This window comes from Neisseria chenwenguii, from assembly GCF_002216145.1.
GTDB classification, from domain to species: Bacteria; Pseudomonadota; Gammaproteobacteria; order Burkholderiales; family Neisseriaceae; genus Neisseria; species Neisseria chenwenguii.
Window position 1 is genome coordinate 606,978 of the sequence record NZ_CP022278.1, and the last position, 14,178, is coordinate 621,155.

Here is a 14,178-nt window from a genome sequence, read left to right on the forward strand (position 1 = left end):
CATGATTGAATTAACCAAAATCAACCTTCTGCCCTATCGGGAAGAAATCAAGCAGCGTAAGAAGCAGCAGTTCAAAGTAATGATGCTTGCCGCTCTGCTTGCAGGTTTGGGGCTTTCGGTGCTTGCCTACCTGGGCATTGAAAACGCCGTCAGCAGCCAGCAAGGCCGCAACAGCTTTTTAGAATCGGAAATCGCCAAACTCGACAAAGACTTGGGCGAAATCCAAAAGCTGCAACAGGAAAAAGAAAACTTCCTGGCGAAAAAACTGAAAGTTGAAGAGCTTCAGGAAAAACGTTCGCAAGCCGCCTACATTATCGACACCTTAAATGTATTGACGCCGGACAACACCTACCTGACCGCGATTGAGGCCGAAAGCCCGACCAGCTACAAAGTAACCGGCCACGCCGCCAGCGACAACAAAATCGCCATGCTGATGCGCTCACTTCCAAGCACAGGCGTTTTTGCCCAGCCCGAGCTTTTGAGCATCAAAAAAGTCGATAACTACCAAGAATTTACTTTAAAAGTCTTACTGACACAAAACATTACGCCCGCACCGGCAGCAGCAACTGCAACACCGGCAGCCCCCGCCGCCGCATCAGCCGCCGCCACGCAGGAACAGGAAAAATAAATCATGGCAAATAAAAAATTAAAAGATATGGATGTGCAAAGCCTCCATCTTCTCAATATGCCGACCAAGTGCGTACTGGCAGGTTTGGCTGTAGCAGGGGTATTGGCCGTCGGATATTTCGGCGTTTTCCGCGGGCAGCTCGAAACGCTGTCGCAAGCCGAAGCAAAAGAGGTTGAATTAAAAGAAACCTACACCAAAAAAAGCATCGAAGCGGCCAGTCTGGACAACCTCAAAGCCGAGTTGGCATCCATTCGTTCCGCCTTTGACGTATTGCTGAAACAGCTTCCGACCGATGCCGAAATCCCGACCCTGATTCAGGAATTGCACCAAGCCGGCGCGACCAACGGCCTCCGCCTCGACAGCGTCACCCCGCAAGCGCCTGAAAACGACGGTCCGATTCAAAAACTGCCGTACGCGATTGCGATTACCGGGAAATATGACCAAATCAGCAAATTTACGCGAGACGTAGGCGAGCTCTCCCGCATCATCACGATGGAATCGCTCAAAATCAGCCATGCCAACGCCGACAAAAACGGCAAAAACGACCAGCTGACCCTGAGTGCAACCGCCACCACCTACAAAGCCCGTCCGGCTGAAGAAGTTGCCGCAGAAGCTAAAGCCAAAGAAGCCGAACAAGCCAAAGGCGATGCCGCAAGCGGTTCGTCCGACAAATAAAAAAGTAATTTAGGGAAATCATGAAGCATACCATCTTACTATTAGGCATTTTGTCCGTAACCGCCTGCACGCCCACTTACGACGACTTAAGCAAATGGACGGCAGATACACGCGAAAAAGCCAAAACCAACATCATTCCGTTTGAAGCGCCGACGATTACACCGCCCAAAGCCTATATTCCGCCCGCCTTTTCAGGATTGAATTCGTTTGACTCACGCCGTTTGGAAACCGCCCCCAAAGGCGGCAACGCACCAAACCCCAACCGCAGAAAAGAAGCATTGGAAGCCTTCAGTCTGGAAAACCTGACCTATGTCGGCACCCTGCGCAGTGGCGGAAAAATTTCCGGATACGTCAAAGCCGGAGATCATGTCTATACCGTCAAACCGGGCAACTACCTCGGTCAAAACCACGGCAGAATCCAAAGCATCACAGACGACAAAATCATCCTGACCGAGCTGATTGAAGACAGCTACGGCAACTGGGTTTACCGCAAAGCAGAGCTGCCGCTGAACAAAAAAGCCGACGACAGCAACACACAAAATGCAACATCAGCAGCTTCCGCCAGCGAATCTGCCAAACCGAATTAATTTAAGGGGTCTCACTCATGAAAACCAAATACGCAACTAAACTCTTGGCAGGCTTGGGCATTGCAGCAGCCGTTCAGACGGCCTTTGCAGGCAACATTACCGACATCAACGTCTCCACCCTGCCCGACAACCAAAAAATCGTCAAAATCCGCTTTGATCGCGATGTGACCAGCCCGAGCGGCTTCGTCACCACCACGCCCTCGCGCATCGCACTGGATTTTGCCAACACCAACATCAAATTGGCGCAACCCGTTTTAGAATACGCCGACCCGCTTTTGAGCCGGATTACCGCCGCACAAAACAACAAGCGCGCACGCATCCTGCTGGGTCTGAACAAAGCCGGCCAATACAATACCGAAATCCGCGGTAACGAAGTATGGGTATTCGTCAACGAATCCGCCGACCAAACTGCCGCCGCAGGCAGCTACGTTGCCGACAATTCGCAAGTACGCGCCAGCAAAACCAGCCAAGCCGTTTCCTCTGCGAATATCGACTTCCGCAAAGGTTCGCGCAATTCGGGCATCATCGAGCTTTCCGCCGCAGGCTTCTCCGGCCAGCCCGACATCAAACAACAGCGCGACCGCGTCGTGATTACGCTGAAAAACCACCCCCTGCCCACCCAAGCGCAGCGCAGCTTGGACGTCGGTGATTTCAACACGCCCGTGCAAAACGTAACCCTCAAACGCATCGGCAACGCCACCCAGCTGATTATCCGCAACAACGGCAACTGGGACATCAACACCAAAGCCGTATCCGGCCGCTACACCTTTGAAATTTCGCCAAAAGCCGCCGCAACCGAAACCAGCGGTCTGAACAGCAACGCCAACAAATCCTTCAAAGGACGCAAAATCTCCTTAGACTTCCAAGATGTCGAAGTCCGCACCATTTTGCAGATTCTGGCCAAAGAATCAGGCGTCAACATCGTCGCCAGCGATACCGTCAACGGCAAAATGACTCTGTCGCTGAAAGATGTACCCTGGGATCAGGCTTTGGATTTAGTGATGCAGGCACGCAATCTCGATATGCGCCGCCAAGGCAACATCATCAACATCGCCCCGCGCGATGAACTTTTAGCCAAAGACAAAGCATTCCTCCAAGCCGAAAAAGAAATTTCCGAGCTGGGCCCGCTCTACTCGCAAACCTTCCAACTGAAATACAAAAACGTCGAAGAATTCCGCAAAATCCTGCGTTTGGACGACAGCGGCAGTTCTAGCTCCAACGGTCGTAACACTTTATTGAGCGAACGCGGCAGCGCCCTGATCGATCCGGCTACCAACACTTTGATCATCACCGACAACCGCAAAGTGATTGAAAAATTCCGCAAACTGATCGACGAATTGGACGTCGCCACCCGTCAAGTGATGGTAGAAGCGCGTATCGTTGAAGCAGAAGACGGGTTCTCACGCAATTTGGGTGTAAAATTTGGTTATACTGGTCGAAGCAATAAAGCCGGCGGTGAAAACACTGGCAATGGTTGGGGCTCGAGCCTGTCAAATGCCCACAGTGCGGCAGGCGGATCATTTAACTTGAGCCCCAACATCAGCCTGCCCGTTGCCAGTGCAACCTCATCCATCGCCTTGGTCCGTTCGGTTGCCTCCGGTGCGTTGGGCTTGGAACTGTCCGCTTCCGAATCGCAAGAAAAGAGCAAAACCCTTTCCAACCCGCGCGTTCTGACCCAAGACCGCAAAGAAGCCGTCATCGAATCCGGCTCGGAAATTCCTTACCAAGAAGCATCTTCCAGCGGCGCAACCTCGGTCAGCTTCAAAAAAGCCGTGTTGGGTCTGACCGTCACCCCGAATATCACCCCCGACGGTCAGATTATCATGTCGGTAAAAATCACCAAAGACTCGCCGCAGGATTGTACGGTTGACGGACTGGTTACCAAATGTATCAGCACCAAAAACCTGAATACCCAAGCTATGGTGGAAGACGGTGGCACGTTGATTATCGGCGGCATTTACGAAGAGGAAAACGGTACCATCACCAACAAAGTACCGCTCTTGGGTGACATCCCCGTCGTCGGCAACCTGTTTAAATCCCGCGGCCGCAGCGATAAAAAGCGTGAACTGCTGGTATTCATTACCCCGCGCATCATGGACAGCGCCGGCAGCAACTTGCGCTACTAACCGCAGCCAAACAGGCATACATCTTTTCAGATGTATGCCTGTTTTAATATATCCTTGCGCACTTATCGGCAACATGCTGCGGCAAAACATTTTCCTGCCAATATCGTATAAAATGCGGCCTATGGAAAAACCAAACGGCAATCTCATCCTTATCGGCCTGATGGGCGCGGGCAAAACCACACTGGGCAAGCATCTTGCCCAAATGCTCGGCCGCCCGTTTTACGACAGCGACCACGAAATCTGCACCGCGTCAGGCGTTTCGATTCCGACCATTTTCGAAGTAGAAGGCGAACAAGGCTTCCGTAACCGCGAAACCGCCATGTTGAAAAAACTGGCCGCCGAACACAATATCGTCCTCTCCACAGGCGGGGGCGCCGTCTTGCGCGAAGAAAACCGCGACTGCCTGCGCAACAACGGCACCGTCGTTTACCTGCACACCCTGCCCGAAATCCTGCTCGAACGCACCCGCTACGACACCAACCGTCCGCTTTTGAAAGTGGCCGACCCGCTGGCCAAACTGCAAGAGCTCTACACCGCGCGCGACGCACTCTACCGTAAAACCGCCCACCACGTCATCGAATCCGGCAGCTACCAAAACACCGTCAACCGCCTGCTGGACATTTTAAAATCGGAAGAAACCGCCGCACAAAGCGCATAACCTTAGGCCGTCTGAAAACGCCGTTTACTTTTCAGACGGACTTAAAATCAGCAAAATCAGCGGAATTTCTACAAATTAAGAACCGCCCCGCCTGTATGCGGGTTTTGCATCATAGCTATCTACACAACTCAAAGCAGGTTTCCTGCAAAACAGGCGTAGGTCGTGTCAGCCCGCCTCAAGCGGGTGTAACACGACACAGCATTGTTTCAGTCCCTGCCAGCATCCGTTTTCTTAAAACGGCACGGAATGTTTTTTAGATTTCTCTGACATTTCCATGTTTATTTTGTCGTGTTACGTCCGCAAAAGCGCGGACGTAACACGACCTATCAGCTAACCGAAACGGGAATAAACGGAAATAGTTGCGCAGATACCTATTGTTACCCTCCCACGCTTTCACACACCCGAACAAGGCCGTCTGAAAGCCCGATCATCCCCATTACCCACGGATTACCCATGCCTGCCCGTCCCCTCCATACCCTGACCGTCCAACCCCCGTCCCATGCCTATCCGATTTTTATCGGCCAAAACCTGCTCGATTCGGCACATGAATTGCTCAAACCCCATCTGAGCAAAAAAGCCGCCGTCATCACCAACGAAACCGTCGCACCGCTCTATCTCGAAAAATTTCAGACGGCCTTAGACCAAGCCGGCATCCCGCATTTCAGCATTGTCCTGCCCGACGGCGAAGAATACAAAAATTGGCAAACGCTCAACCTGATTTTCGACAGCCTGATGCAAAACCGCGCCGAGCGCAAAACTACGCTGATTGCGCTCGGCGGCGGCGTTATCGGCGACATGGTCGGATTTGCCGCCGCCACCTACCAGCGCGGCACGCCGTTTATCCAAGTGCCCACCACTCTGCTCAGTCAGGTCGATTCCTCTGTCGGCGGGAAAACCGCAATCAACCACCCGCTCGGCAAAAACATGATCGGCGCGTTTTACCAGCCGCAGGCCGTCTTGGCCGACCTGACCGTTTTGCAGACCCTGCCCGCGCGCGAACTTTCAGCCGGCATGGCCGAAGTCGTCAAATACGGCGCACTCGGCGACGCCGCGTTTTTCGCGTGGCTCGAACAAAACATGACCGGCCTCATGGCGCAGCAACCCGAAAAACTCGCCCAAGCGGTTTACCACTGCTGCAAAATGAAAGCCGACATCGTTTCCCAAGACGAAACCGAACAAGGCATCCGCGCATGGCTCAATCTCGGCCACACCTTCGGCCACGCCATTGAAGCCGAAATGGGCTACGGCAACTGGCTGCACGGCGAAGCCGTCGCCGCCGGCACCGTCTTGGCCGCCCGCCTCTCCGAACAGTTTGGAAAAACCACGGCCGCCGACACCCAACGCATCGCCGCCCTGCTCCAAGCCGCCCGCCTCCCCGCCGCACCGCCGCAGTTTACCTTTGAAAAATGGCTGGAACACATGAGCCATGACAAAAAAGTCGAAAGCAGCGTCATGCGCTTTATCGGTCTGAACCGCATCGGTGAAGCGAACATCACCGAAATCACCGATCCCGAAATCCTGCGGCGCACGCTGCAACCGTATCTGCCTTAAGCCTGCATGATGCAAAACGGCAGACTGAGACCTTTGCAAAATTCAGAAGTGTCCGCCTAAATGCCGTCTGAAACGGTTAATCACTAAACGGACGTCCTTCCCGCACAAGCGGGAATCCACGGTTTAAAACAGGCAATATCTTGTTTTAACACAGTTTCAGGAAATCAAACATGGATTCCCGCCTGCGCAGGCAGGACGTCTGTGAAAGTTTTTGCGCTGAGCGCAGTCGAAGTGTCAGACGTTTTTTTTGATTTTTGCAAAGATCTCAAACTGCTTTTCAGACGGCCTACGGCTGTTGTTAAAGATAAAAACTGCCCGCAAGGCCGTCTGAAAATCCCGAAAATCCCCCAAAACCTTTCAGACAACCTCCCCCTTCCCCCGCCAAACTGTTAAACTTCCCAACGTCTTTACCCACTCCGATTTCAAGGTTCCGCCATGTGCCAGCTTTTAGGCATGAACTGCAATACGCCCACCGACATTATGTTTTCCTTTGAAGGTTTCCGCCGCCGCGGCGGGATTACCGACCACCACGCCGACGGTTTCGGCATCGGCTTTTTCGAAGGGCGCGGCGTGCGGCTGTTTCACGACGACAAGCCCAGCGCCAATTCGCCCGTAGCCGACCTCATCCGCGCCTATCCCATCAAATCCGAAAACGTCATCGCCCACATCCGCAAAGCCTCGCAAGGCCAGACTTCGCTGGCGAACACCCACCCTTTCATGCGCGAAATGTGGGGCGAATACTGGCTGTTTGCCCACAACGGACACCTCATTGACTTCTCCCCCGAGCAAGGCGCGTATTACCGCGCCGTCGGCTGCACAGATTCGGAACGTGCGTTCTGCTACATTCTCAACCGCCTGCGCAGCCGTTTTCCCGAAAAGCCCGACGATGCCGCGCTGTTTGACACCGTGTCCGGACTGACCCGCGAAATCCGCGCGTTCGGCCTGTTTAATTTCGTAATGTCCAACGGGGGATTCCTGTTTGCCCACGCCAGCACGCTGCTGCACTACATCGTGCGAAAAGCCCCGTTCGGCAAGGCGCGGCTGCTCGACGACGACGTAATGGTCGATTTTGCCGAAGTGACCACGCCCAGCGACAAAGTCGCCGTTATCACCACCCTGCCGCTGACCCGCGACGAAACGTGGCAGCAGCTTGCCGTCAATGAGCTGGCGATGTTCCAAAACGGCGACATCGTCCGCAGCGACAAGCCCGAAAACCCCGTTTACATGAGCGCGGAAGAAGGCTTGGCGATTGCCCGCGCGGTTGGTATTTCTGTATAAAAAGGCCGTCTGAAAACGCGCTTTCAGACGGCATCAGCTATAAGCTATACGCCGTTTCCCGCTTGCGCTACAATGACCCTATATTTCAACAGACAATTTCCGACGCTGCCCATGAGATGCCCCTTCTGCCAACACTCCAACACCCAAGTAACCGACTCGCGCCTGCTGGAAGAAACCAACAGCATCCGCCGCCGCCGCCGTTGCTCGGAATGCGGGCAGCGGTTCAGCACGTTTGAAACGGTAGAAATGCGCATGCCGCAAGTGGTCAAATCCAACGGCTGCCGCGTGGCGTTCAACCCGCACAAACTCCACACCAGCCTTTCGCGCGCGCTGCACAAACGCCCCGTTTCGCCCGAAACCATAGACGAAACGGTGGCATTAATCGAACAGCGGCTCTACAAACTCGGCAAAAAAGAAGTGCCCTCGCAGCTCGTCGGCGAAATGGCGATGGAAGAGCTGGCGAAAATCGACCAAGTGGCGTATGTGCGTTTTGCTTCGGTTTATAAGAGTTTCAACGACGTTTCCGAATTTACGCAGGCGATCGCAACTTTGCCGCAGGATAATGAGGCCGTCTGAAACGTTTGCCTAAATCCACACAAGCCCTCTCCCACGGGAGAGGGGACAGATTTGCGGAACACGAAACTTTTCAGACGGCCTTTAACCTGTTGTATTTAAAACCTTTCAATGCCGTCTGAAAAATCCCCCAACAAAAAAGGCCGTCTGAAAAAATGTTTACCCCCCTCGACACTCAAATGATGCAGAACGCCCTTGCCCTTGCGCGGCTCGGGCGTTTTTCCACTTCGCCGAATCCGCGCGTCGGTTGCGTGATTGCGCGCGGCGGTCAGGTTGTCGGGCAGGGTTTTCACGTTCGGGCAGGCGAGCCGCACGCGGAAGTTCATGCGCTGCGGCAGGCGGGTAATGCAGCAAAAGGGGCAACGGCGTATGTGACGCTTGAGCCGTGCAGCCACTACGGGCGCACGCCGCCTTGCGCACAAGCGCTGATCCAGGCGGGCGTGGCGCGGGTGATCGCGGCGATGGTCGATCCGAATCCGCAGGTTGCGGGCAAGGGTTTGGCGATGCTGGAAGCGGCGGGGATTCAGACGGCCTCGGGTTTGCTCGAAGCCGAGGCGCGCGAACTCAACCGCGGTTTTCTTTCGCGCATCGAACGCGGGCGGCCGTTTGTCAAACTCAAATGCGCCGCAAGTCTCGACGGCAAAACGGCGCTTTCAGACGGCCGCAGCCAATGGATTACGGGCGAAGCGGCGCGCGAAGACGTGCAGGTTCTGCGCGCCGAAAGCTGCGCGGTGCTGACCGGCGTCGGTACCGTTTTGGCCGACAATCCGCGCTTGGATGTGCGCAGTTTTCCCACCCTGCGCCAGCCGGCCCGCATTATTTTGGACAGCCGCCTGCAAACGCCGTTAAGCAGCCGTTTGGTTTCAGACGGCATTGCACCCACCGTGATTGCCACGCTGGAAAGCGATGAAGGCCGTCTGAAAAATTATCGCGACCGCGACCACGTCCGCATCATCAGGCCGTCTGAAAACGGACGCGGGCGGATTGATTTGGCGGATCTGCTCAACCGGCTCGCCGCCGAAGGCATAGGCGAACTGATGGCCGAAGCGGGAGCGACGCTGGCTTCGGCGTTTATCGAAGCGGATTTGGTAGACGAAATCGTGCTCTATCAAGCGCCGAAAATTTTGGGCAACCCGGGACGCGGGCTGTTTACCCTGCCCGAAAAACCCGCCGCGCTCGCGGGAGAAAGCCGCTGGCGGACGCACGCGGTGGAAATGCTGGGGCAGGATGTTAAATGGACACTACGGTGCGGGTAAGTTTTTCAGACGGCAGCGTAAAACAAAAGGGCATATCCGATAAGGGTATGTCCTTTTGCTTGCCGTACCTGTGATTAATATTCGTTAATTATAGAAAATAAAGCCAAAATCATATCCGTAGCGATGATTTTATATTTCCTGTAAAACCATATCTCCTTTCGAATTTATCAATAAATATTTCATACAGTTACAGAAAAGGCGGGGCGTTGGCACAGGTTTTTCGAATGTAAAGAAACGCACCTACCGCTTGGTTACATTTTTTTACCGTTAAACTTTTTCATGTGAAGCGACTCTAAAGTAACCTCTATGATTTGCACAAAATGACAAAACGCTAACCACCCGATATTTCATTTTCCAAAACACCCACGCCAAGCACCCGTTTCTTCAACGTTCACCCGAGAAATACCATGAAAGATATTACTATCCGGAAATTCGCCGATAAATCCGCAAAAATCGGCATCGTCGGTTTGGGCTACGTCGGCCTGCCGCTGATGTTGCGCTACGTCGAAGTCGGCTATCAGGTTTTGGGCTTCGACATCGACCAAAGCAAAGTCGACAAGCTCAACAAGGGCGAGAGCTACATCGAGCATATTCCCGCCGACAAAATTGCCGCCGCATCGACCAAGCTGTTTGAAGCGACCACCGACTTTTCCCGTATCGGCGAAGTGGAAGCGGTGATTTTGTGCGTGCCGACGCCGCTCAACAAATACCGCGAGCCGGACATGAGCTTTGTTATCGACACCACCGACGCGGTCAAACCCTACCTGCGCGCGGGCCAGGTTTTGTCTCTGGAATCCACCACTTACCCCGGCACCACCGAAGAAGAGCTGCTGCCGCGCGTGGAAGAAGGCGGCCTGAAAGTCGGCGAGAACGTGTTTCTCGTTTACTCGCCCGAACGCGAAGACCCGGGCAATCCCGATTTCGAAACCCGTACCATCCCGAAAGTCATCGGCGGCCACACACCCGCGTGTTTGGAAGTGGGCAAAGCGCTGTATCAGCCGGCCATCGATAAAGTCGTACCCGTCAGCTCCACAAAAGCGGCCGAGTTGACCAAACTTCTGGAAAACATCCACCGCGCGGTCAACATCGGTTTGGTCAACGAAATGAAAATCGTGGCCGACAAAATGGACATCGACATCCACGAAGTCATTGCCGCCGCCGCCACCAAACCGTTCGGCTTCGTCGCCTACTATCCCGGCCCCGGCTTGGGCGGCCACTGCATCCCGATCGACCCGTTCTACCTGACTTGGAAAGCGCGCGAATACGGCGTGAACACCCGCTTCATCGAGCTGGCCGGAGAAGTGAACTCCCATATGCCCGATTATGTGGTCGGCAAAACCGCCCACGCGCTCAACCTGCGCCGCAAAGCCATCAACGGCAGCCGCGTATTGGTATTGGGCATTGCCTATAAGAAAAACGTGGACGATATGCGCGAAAGCCCGTCCGTCGAAGTGATGGAACTTTTACGCGAATTCGGCGCGGAAGTAGCCTACAGCGACCCGCACGTTCCCGTGTTCCCGAAAATGCGCGAACACTCGTTTGACCTGAAGAGCGAGCCGTTTACCGCCGAAAACATCGCGTCGTTCGACTGCGTGGTGCTGACCACCGACCACGACAAATTCGATTACGACCTGCTCAAGCAACACGCCAAACTGATCGTCGATACCCGCGGCAAGTTCCAAGGCAAAGACGAGAACATCGTTAAAGCGTAATCCGTATCTCTGTAAAACCGCGGGCAGGCTGCCCTGTCTGCGGCCTTTTCCCCCAATTCCCCAAACGGCTCGGAGGCCGTCTGAAAATGTTTGAAACCATCGAAAACCGCAAAATCAAATTCGCGCTGGTCGGCTGCGGCCGCATTTCCAACAACCATTTCGGTTCGTTTGAAGCCCTGAAAGACGAGTGCGAAATCGTCGGCGTATGCGACACCGACCCAGCCAACCTGCAAAAAGCCGTCGAGCGCACCGGCGCCAAAGGCTACGCATCCTACAAAGAAATGCTGGCGGATACCGACGCCGACATCATCGTCATCACCACCCCTTCCGGCCAACACCCCGAGCAGGCGGTTCAGGCATTTGAAGCGGGTTTCCACGTTGTCACCGAAAAACCGATGGCGACCCGCCTGCACGACGGCGAACGTATGGTTGCCGCCGCCGACAAAGCGGGCAAACGCCTGTTTGTCGTCAAACAAAACCGCCTCAACGCCACTTTGCAGATGCTCAAACGCGCCGTCGAAGAGCAGCGTTTCGGCAAAATCTGCATGGTGCACCTCAACGTCTTCTGGACACGCCCGCAGGAATATTACGACCAGGGCGGCGGCTGGCGCGGCACTTGGGAATTCGACGGCGGCGCGTTTATGAACCAGGCCAGCCACTACGTCGATCTGATGGAATGGCTGATCGGACCGGTCGAAGACGTTCAGGCCATGATTTCCACCCACCGCAAAATCGAAACCGAAGACACCGGCGTAATGAACATCCGCTGGCGCAATGGCGCGCTGGGTTCGATGGCCGTGACCATGTGCACCTACCCGAAAAACCTCGAAGGCTCGATTACCATCTTGGGCGAAACCGGCACCGTGCGCATCGGCGGCGTCGCCGTCAACGAAATCCAGGAATGGAACTTCGCCGACTCGCGCGACTACGACGAGCAGGTCAAAACCGCCAACTACGAAACCACTTCGGTTTACGGTTTCGGCCACCCGCTCTACTACAAAAACGTCATCGACGTAATGCGCGGCAAAGCCCAACCCGTTACCGACGGCCGCGAGGGTCTCAAATCGCTGGAACTCCTCATCGCCGCCTACCTCTCCGCGCGCGACCACAAAACTGTGTCGCTGCCGCTGGTTTACTAAACAAAGGCCGTCTGAAAAATGAAAATCGCAGTCGCAGGCGCAGGCATCATCGGCGCGTGTACCGCTTGGTCGGCGGCCAAACAGAGGCACGAAGTCACCCTGTTCGACAAAGACACCGCGATGGCACACACCAGCCAATCGTCGTCCAAGCTGCTGCACGGCGGCCTGCGCTATCTTGAAACAGGGCAGTTTGCCCTCGTCAAGAAAGCCTTGCACGCCCGCCGCTTCTGGCTCGGGCAGGCGCCGCACCTCTGCCGGCCGCTCGAATTGCTGTTCCCCATCTATCAGGGGCGCGGCCGGCCGAAATGGCAGATCAGCGCCGGCACCAAGCTCTACGACCTGCTCGCCTCGGGCAGCGGTTTTCCCAAAAGCCGCTGGCTCGACAAAGCCGAAGTATTGAAACGCAGCCCTACACTGCTTTCAGACGGCCTCAAAGGCGCATTTTCATTTTACGACGCCCAAATGGACGACTCCGCCCTCGGGCGGTGGGTCGTCGCCCAATGCCGCAATCTGGGCGTGGAAGTTGTGGAAAACCACAAAATCGAAACCTTCGACAGCCTCGCCGGTTTCGACCGCATCGCCAACGCCGCTGGCCCTTGGGCAATGGAACTGCGCCACACGCAGGGCGGACGCCCCGCCTTTACCATCGACTGGGTGCGCGGCAGCCACATCTTTACCGACCGGCCGCTGAATCAGGCGCTGATGCTGCCCATACCGGGTGAAAAACGGGTTTTTTTCGTGCTGCCCTATCAAGGCAAAACCATGATCGGCACCACCGAAATCCGCCAAGACCACCCCGACGCCGACAGGCCGTCTGAAAGCGAAATCGGCTACTTAATTGAATCGTACAACGCCTACCACGGCGACAAACTCACCGCCGCCGACATCAGCGGTGCCTTCTCCGGCGTGCGCCCGCTGCTCAAAAGCGCGGCCAATCCCAGCGACGCCACCCGCGAATGGGCGTTCGAACGCGTCGGCAACGTACTGCACATCTACGGCGGCAAATGGACGACCGCGCAAATTCAGGGCGAAGCGGCGTTGGCCGAGCTGCTGAAGTAGGCGCATCGCCGTTGCCGCACCATCGGACAAACGGCAAACCAAACCGCAAACACCACACAAGGCCGTCTGAAAACGGTTTTCAGACGGCATCCCCAACCCAAACCCGGAGCCACGCTATGACCGACTACACAGCCCACCCCTCCGCCATCATTGACGAAGGCGCCAAAATCGGCGCAGGCAGCCGCATCTGGCATTTCGCCCACATCTGCGGCGGCGCCGAAATCGGGCAAAACTGCTCGTTCGGCCAAAACGTCTTCGTCGGCAACAAAGTCAAAATCGGCGACAACTGCAAAATCCAAAACAACGTCTCCGTTTACGACAATGTTTACCTCGAAGAAGGCGTGTTCTGCGGACCCAGCATGGTATTCACCAACGTGTACACCCCCCGTTCGCTGATCGAACGCAAAAGCGAATACCGCGACACCCTCGTCAAAAAAGGCGCCACGCTCGGTGCCAACTGCACCATTGTCTGCGGCACTACCATCGGCCGCTACGCCTTTATCGGCGCCGGCGCCGTGGTCAACAAAGACGTCCCCGACTACGCCCTGATGGTCGGCGTTCCCGCCCGCCAAATCGGCTGGATGAGCGAATACGGCGAACAGCTCGACCTGCCCGTCAACGGCAGCGGCAAAGCCGTCTGCGCCCACACCGGCACGGTTTATACCCTTTCAGACGGCATCTTGGACAAAGAGGCCGTCTGAAAAACTTAGAAACCCTGCCGTAGGTACGGTTAGCCGCCTTAAAGCGGCGTAACCGTACACCCGCACCAACCGACCCTGCAAATCAAAAATCCTTTTTTCAGACGGCACAGTCGGCAGACATTTCCAAACAGTGCATCGTACGGTTACACTGCCTCAGGGCAGCTGACCGTACCTACCGCAAAACCCGAATATCAAAGGCCGTCTGAAAACACGCGCCCGTTCCTAAAAAGCAGAC

At 55.4% G+C, this 14,178-nt stretch carries 13 protein-coding genes; all 13 read left to right on the forward strand.

What is annotated here, in order from left to right; genetic code table 11:
* Nucleotide 1: 1 nt before the first annotated feature.
* The 13 genes from BG910_RS02950 (at nt 2) to BG910_RS03015 (ending at nt 13,943) form a co-directional block, all read left to right on the forward strand.
* A complete protein-coding gene (locus BG910_RS02950) occupies nt 2-628 on the forward strand; it encodes a PilN domain-containing protein (RefSeq protein ID WP_089035557.1) in 627 nt (208 codons plus the stop codon).
* Nucleotides 629-631: 3 nt separating this feature from the next.
* Complete coding sequence (locus tag BG910_RS02955; RefSeq protein ID WP_089035558.1) at nt 632-1,303, forward strand: type IV pilus inner membrane component PilO; 672 nt, start codon at nt 632-634, stop codon at nt 1,301-1,303.
* 20 nt (nt 1,304-1,323) lie between these two features.
* The gene (locus BG910_RS02960; protein WP_089035559.1) at nt 1,324-1,890 is read left to right on the forward strand and encodes a pilus assembly protein PilP; all 567 of its coding nucleotides are present in this window, start codon (nt 1,324-1,326) and stop codon (nt 1,888-1,890) included.
* A gap of 17 nt (nt 1,891-1,907) precedes the next feature.
* Nucleotides 1,908-4,016 carry a type IV pilus secretin PilQ gene (pilQ, locus tag BG910_RS02965; RefSeq protein WP_089035560.1) on the forward strand — a complete coding sequence of 703 codons (2,109 nt, stop codon included), beginning with the start codon at nt 1,908-1,910 and terminating at the stop codon, nt 4,014-4,016.
* Between the two features lie 121 nt (nt 4,017-4,137).
* Entirely contained in the window at nt 4,138-4,674 is a 537-nt protein-coding gene (locus tag BG910_RS02970; protein ID WP_408633778.1) for a shikimate kinase, read from the forward strand.
* Between the two features lie 453 nt (nt 4,675-5,127).
* Entirely contained in the window at nt 5,128-6,225 is a 1,098-nt protein-coding gene (aroB, locus tag BG910_RS02975; RefSeq protein WP_089035561.1) for a 3-dehydroquinate synthase, read from the forward strand.
* Nucleotides 6,226-6,660: 435 nt separating this feature from the next.
* On the forward strand, nt 6,661-7,503 hold the full coding sequence (locus BG910_RS02985) for a class II glutamine amidotransferase (protein ID WP_089035563.1): 843 nt from the start codon (nt 6,661-6,663) through the stop codon (nt 7,501-7,503).
* 111 nt (nt 7,504-7,614) lie between these two features.
* Complete coding sequence (gene nrdR / locus BG910_RS02990; RefSeq protein ID WP_089037110.1) at nt 7,615-8,079, forward strand: transcriptional regulator NrdR; 465 nt, start codon at nt 7,615-7,617, stop codon at nt 8,077-8,079.
* 152 nt (nt 8,080-8,231) lie between these two features.
* The gene (ribD, locus tag BG910_RS02995) at nt 8,232-9,332 is read left to right on the forward strand and encodes a bifunctional diaminohydroxyphosphoribosylaminopyrimidine deaminase/5-amino-6-(5-phosphoribosylamino)uracil reductase RibD (RefSeq protein ID WP_089035564.1); all 1,101 of its coding nucleotides are present in this window, start codon (nt 8,232-8,234) and stop codon (nt 9,330-9,332) included.
* Nucleotides 9,333-9,739: 407 nt separating this feature from the next.
* Nucleotides 9,740-11,044 (forward strand): nucleotide sugar dehydrogenase, encoded by a 1,305-nt coding sequence (locus tag BG910_RS03000; protein ID WP_089035565.1) that lies wholly within the window; start codon nt 9,740-9,742, stop codon nt 11,042-11,044.
* 86 nt (nt 11,045-11,130) lie between these two features.
* A complete protein-coding gene (locus BG910_RS03005) occupies nt 11,131-12,183 on the forward strand; it encodes a Gfo/Idh/MocA family protein (RefSeq protein WP_089035566.1) in 1,053 nt (350 codons plus the stop codon).
* A gap of 18 nt (nt 12,184-12,201) precedes the next feature.
* On the forward strand, nt 12,202-13,242 hold the full coding sequence (locus tag BG910_RS03010) for a glycerol-3-phosphate dehydrogenase/oxidase (RefSeq protein WP_089035567.1): 1,041 nt from the start codon (nt 12,202-12,204) through the stop codon (nt 13,240-13,242).
* A gap of 116 nt (nt 13,243-13,358) precedes the next feature.
* Nucleotides 13,359-13,943, forward strand: a complete 585-nt coding sequence (locus BG910_RS03015; protein WP_089035568.1) for an acyltransferase — start codon at nt 13,359-13,361, stop codon at nt 13,941-13,943.
* Nucleotides 13,944-14,178 lie beyond the last annotated feature (235 nt).

Excerpts from the sequence above, each read along its gene's own strand:
- BG910_RS02970 (WP_408633778.1), top strand. The coding sequence starts at position 4,138 with ATGGAAAAACCAAACGGCAATCTCATCCTTATCGGCCTGATGGGCGCG.
- pilQ (WP_089035560.1), top strand. The coding sequence starts at position 1,908 with ATGAAAACCAAATACGCAACTAAACTCTTGGCAGGCTTGGGCATTGCA.
- aroB (WP_089035561.1), top strand. The coding sequence starts at position 5,128 with ATGCCTGCCCGTCCCCTCCATACCCTGACCGTCCAACCCCCGTCCCAT.
- BG910_RS02955 (WP_089035558.1), top strand. The coding sequence starts at position 632 with ATGGCAAATAAAAAATTAAAAGATATGGATGTGCAAAGCCTCCATCTT.
- BG910_RS03015 (WP_089035568.1), top strand. The coding sequence starts at position 13,359 with ATGACCGACTACACAGCCCACCCCTCCGCCATCATTGACGAAGGCGCC.
- nrdR (WP_089037110.1), top strand. The coding sequence starts at position 7,615 with ATGAGATGCCCCTTCTGCCAACACTCCAACACCCAAGTAACCGACTCG.
- BG910_RS03005 (WP_089035566.1), top strand. The coding sequence starts at position 11,131 with ATGTTTGAAACCATCGAAAACCGCAAAATCAAATTCGCGCTGGTCGGC.
- BG910_RS02960 (WP_089035559.1), top strand. The coding sequence starts at position 1,324 with ATGAAGCATACCATCTTACTATTAGGCATTTTGTCCGTAACCGCCTGC.
- ribD (WP_089035564.1), top strand. The coding sequence starts at position 8,232 with ATGTTTACCCCCCTCGACACTCAAATGATGCAGAACGCCCTTGCCCTT.
- BG910_RS02985 (WP_089035563.1), top strand. The coding sequence starts at position 6,661 with ATGTGCCAGCTTTTAGGCATGAACTGCAATACGCCCACCGACATTATG.
- BG910_RS03010 (WP_089035567.1), top strand. The coding sequence starts at position 12,202 with ATGAAAATCGCAGTCGCAGGCGCAGGCATCATCGGCGCGTGTACCGCT.
- BG910_RS02950 (WP_089035557.1), top strand. The coding sequence starts at position 2 with ATGATTGAATTAACCAAAATCAACCTTCTGCCCTATCGGGAAGAAATC.
- BG910_RS03000 (WP_089035565.1), top strand. The coding sequence starts at position 9,740 with ATGAAAGATATTACTATCCGGAAATTCGCCGATAAATCCGCAAAAATC.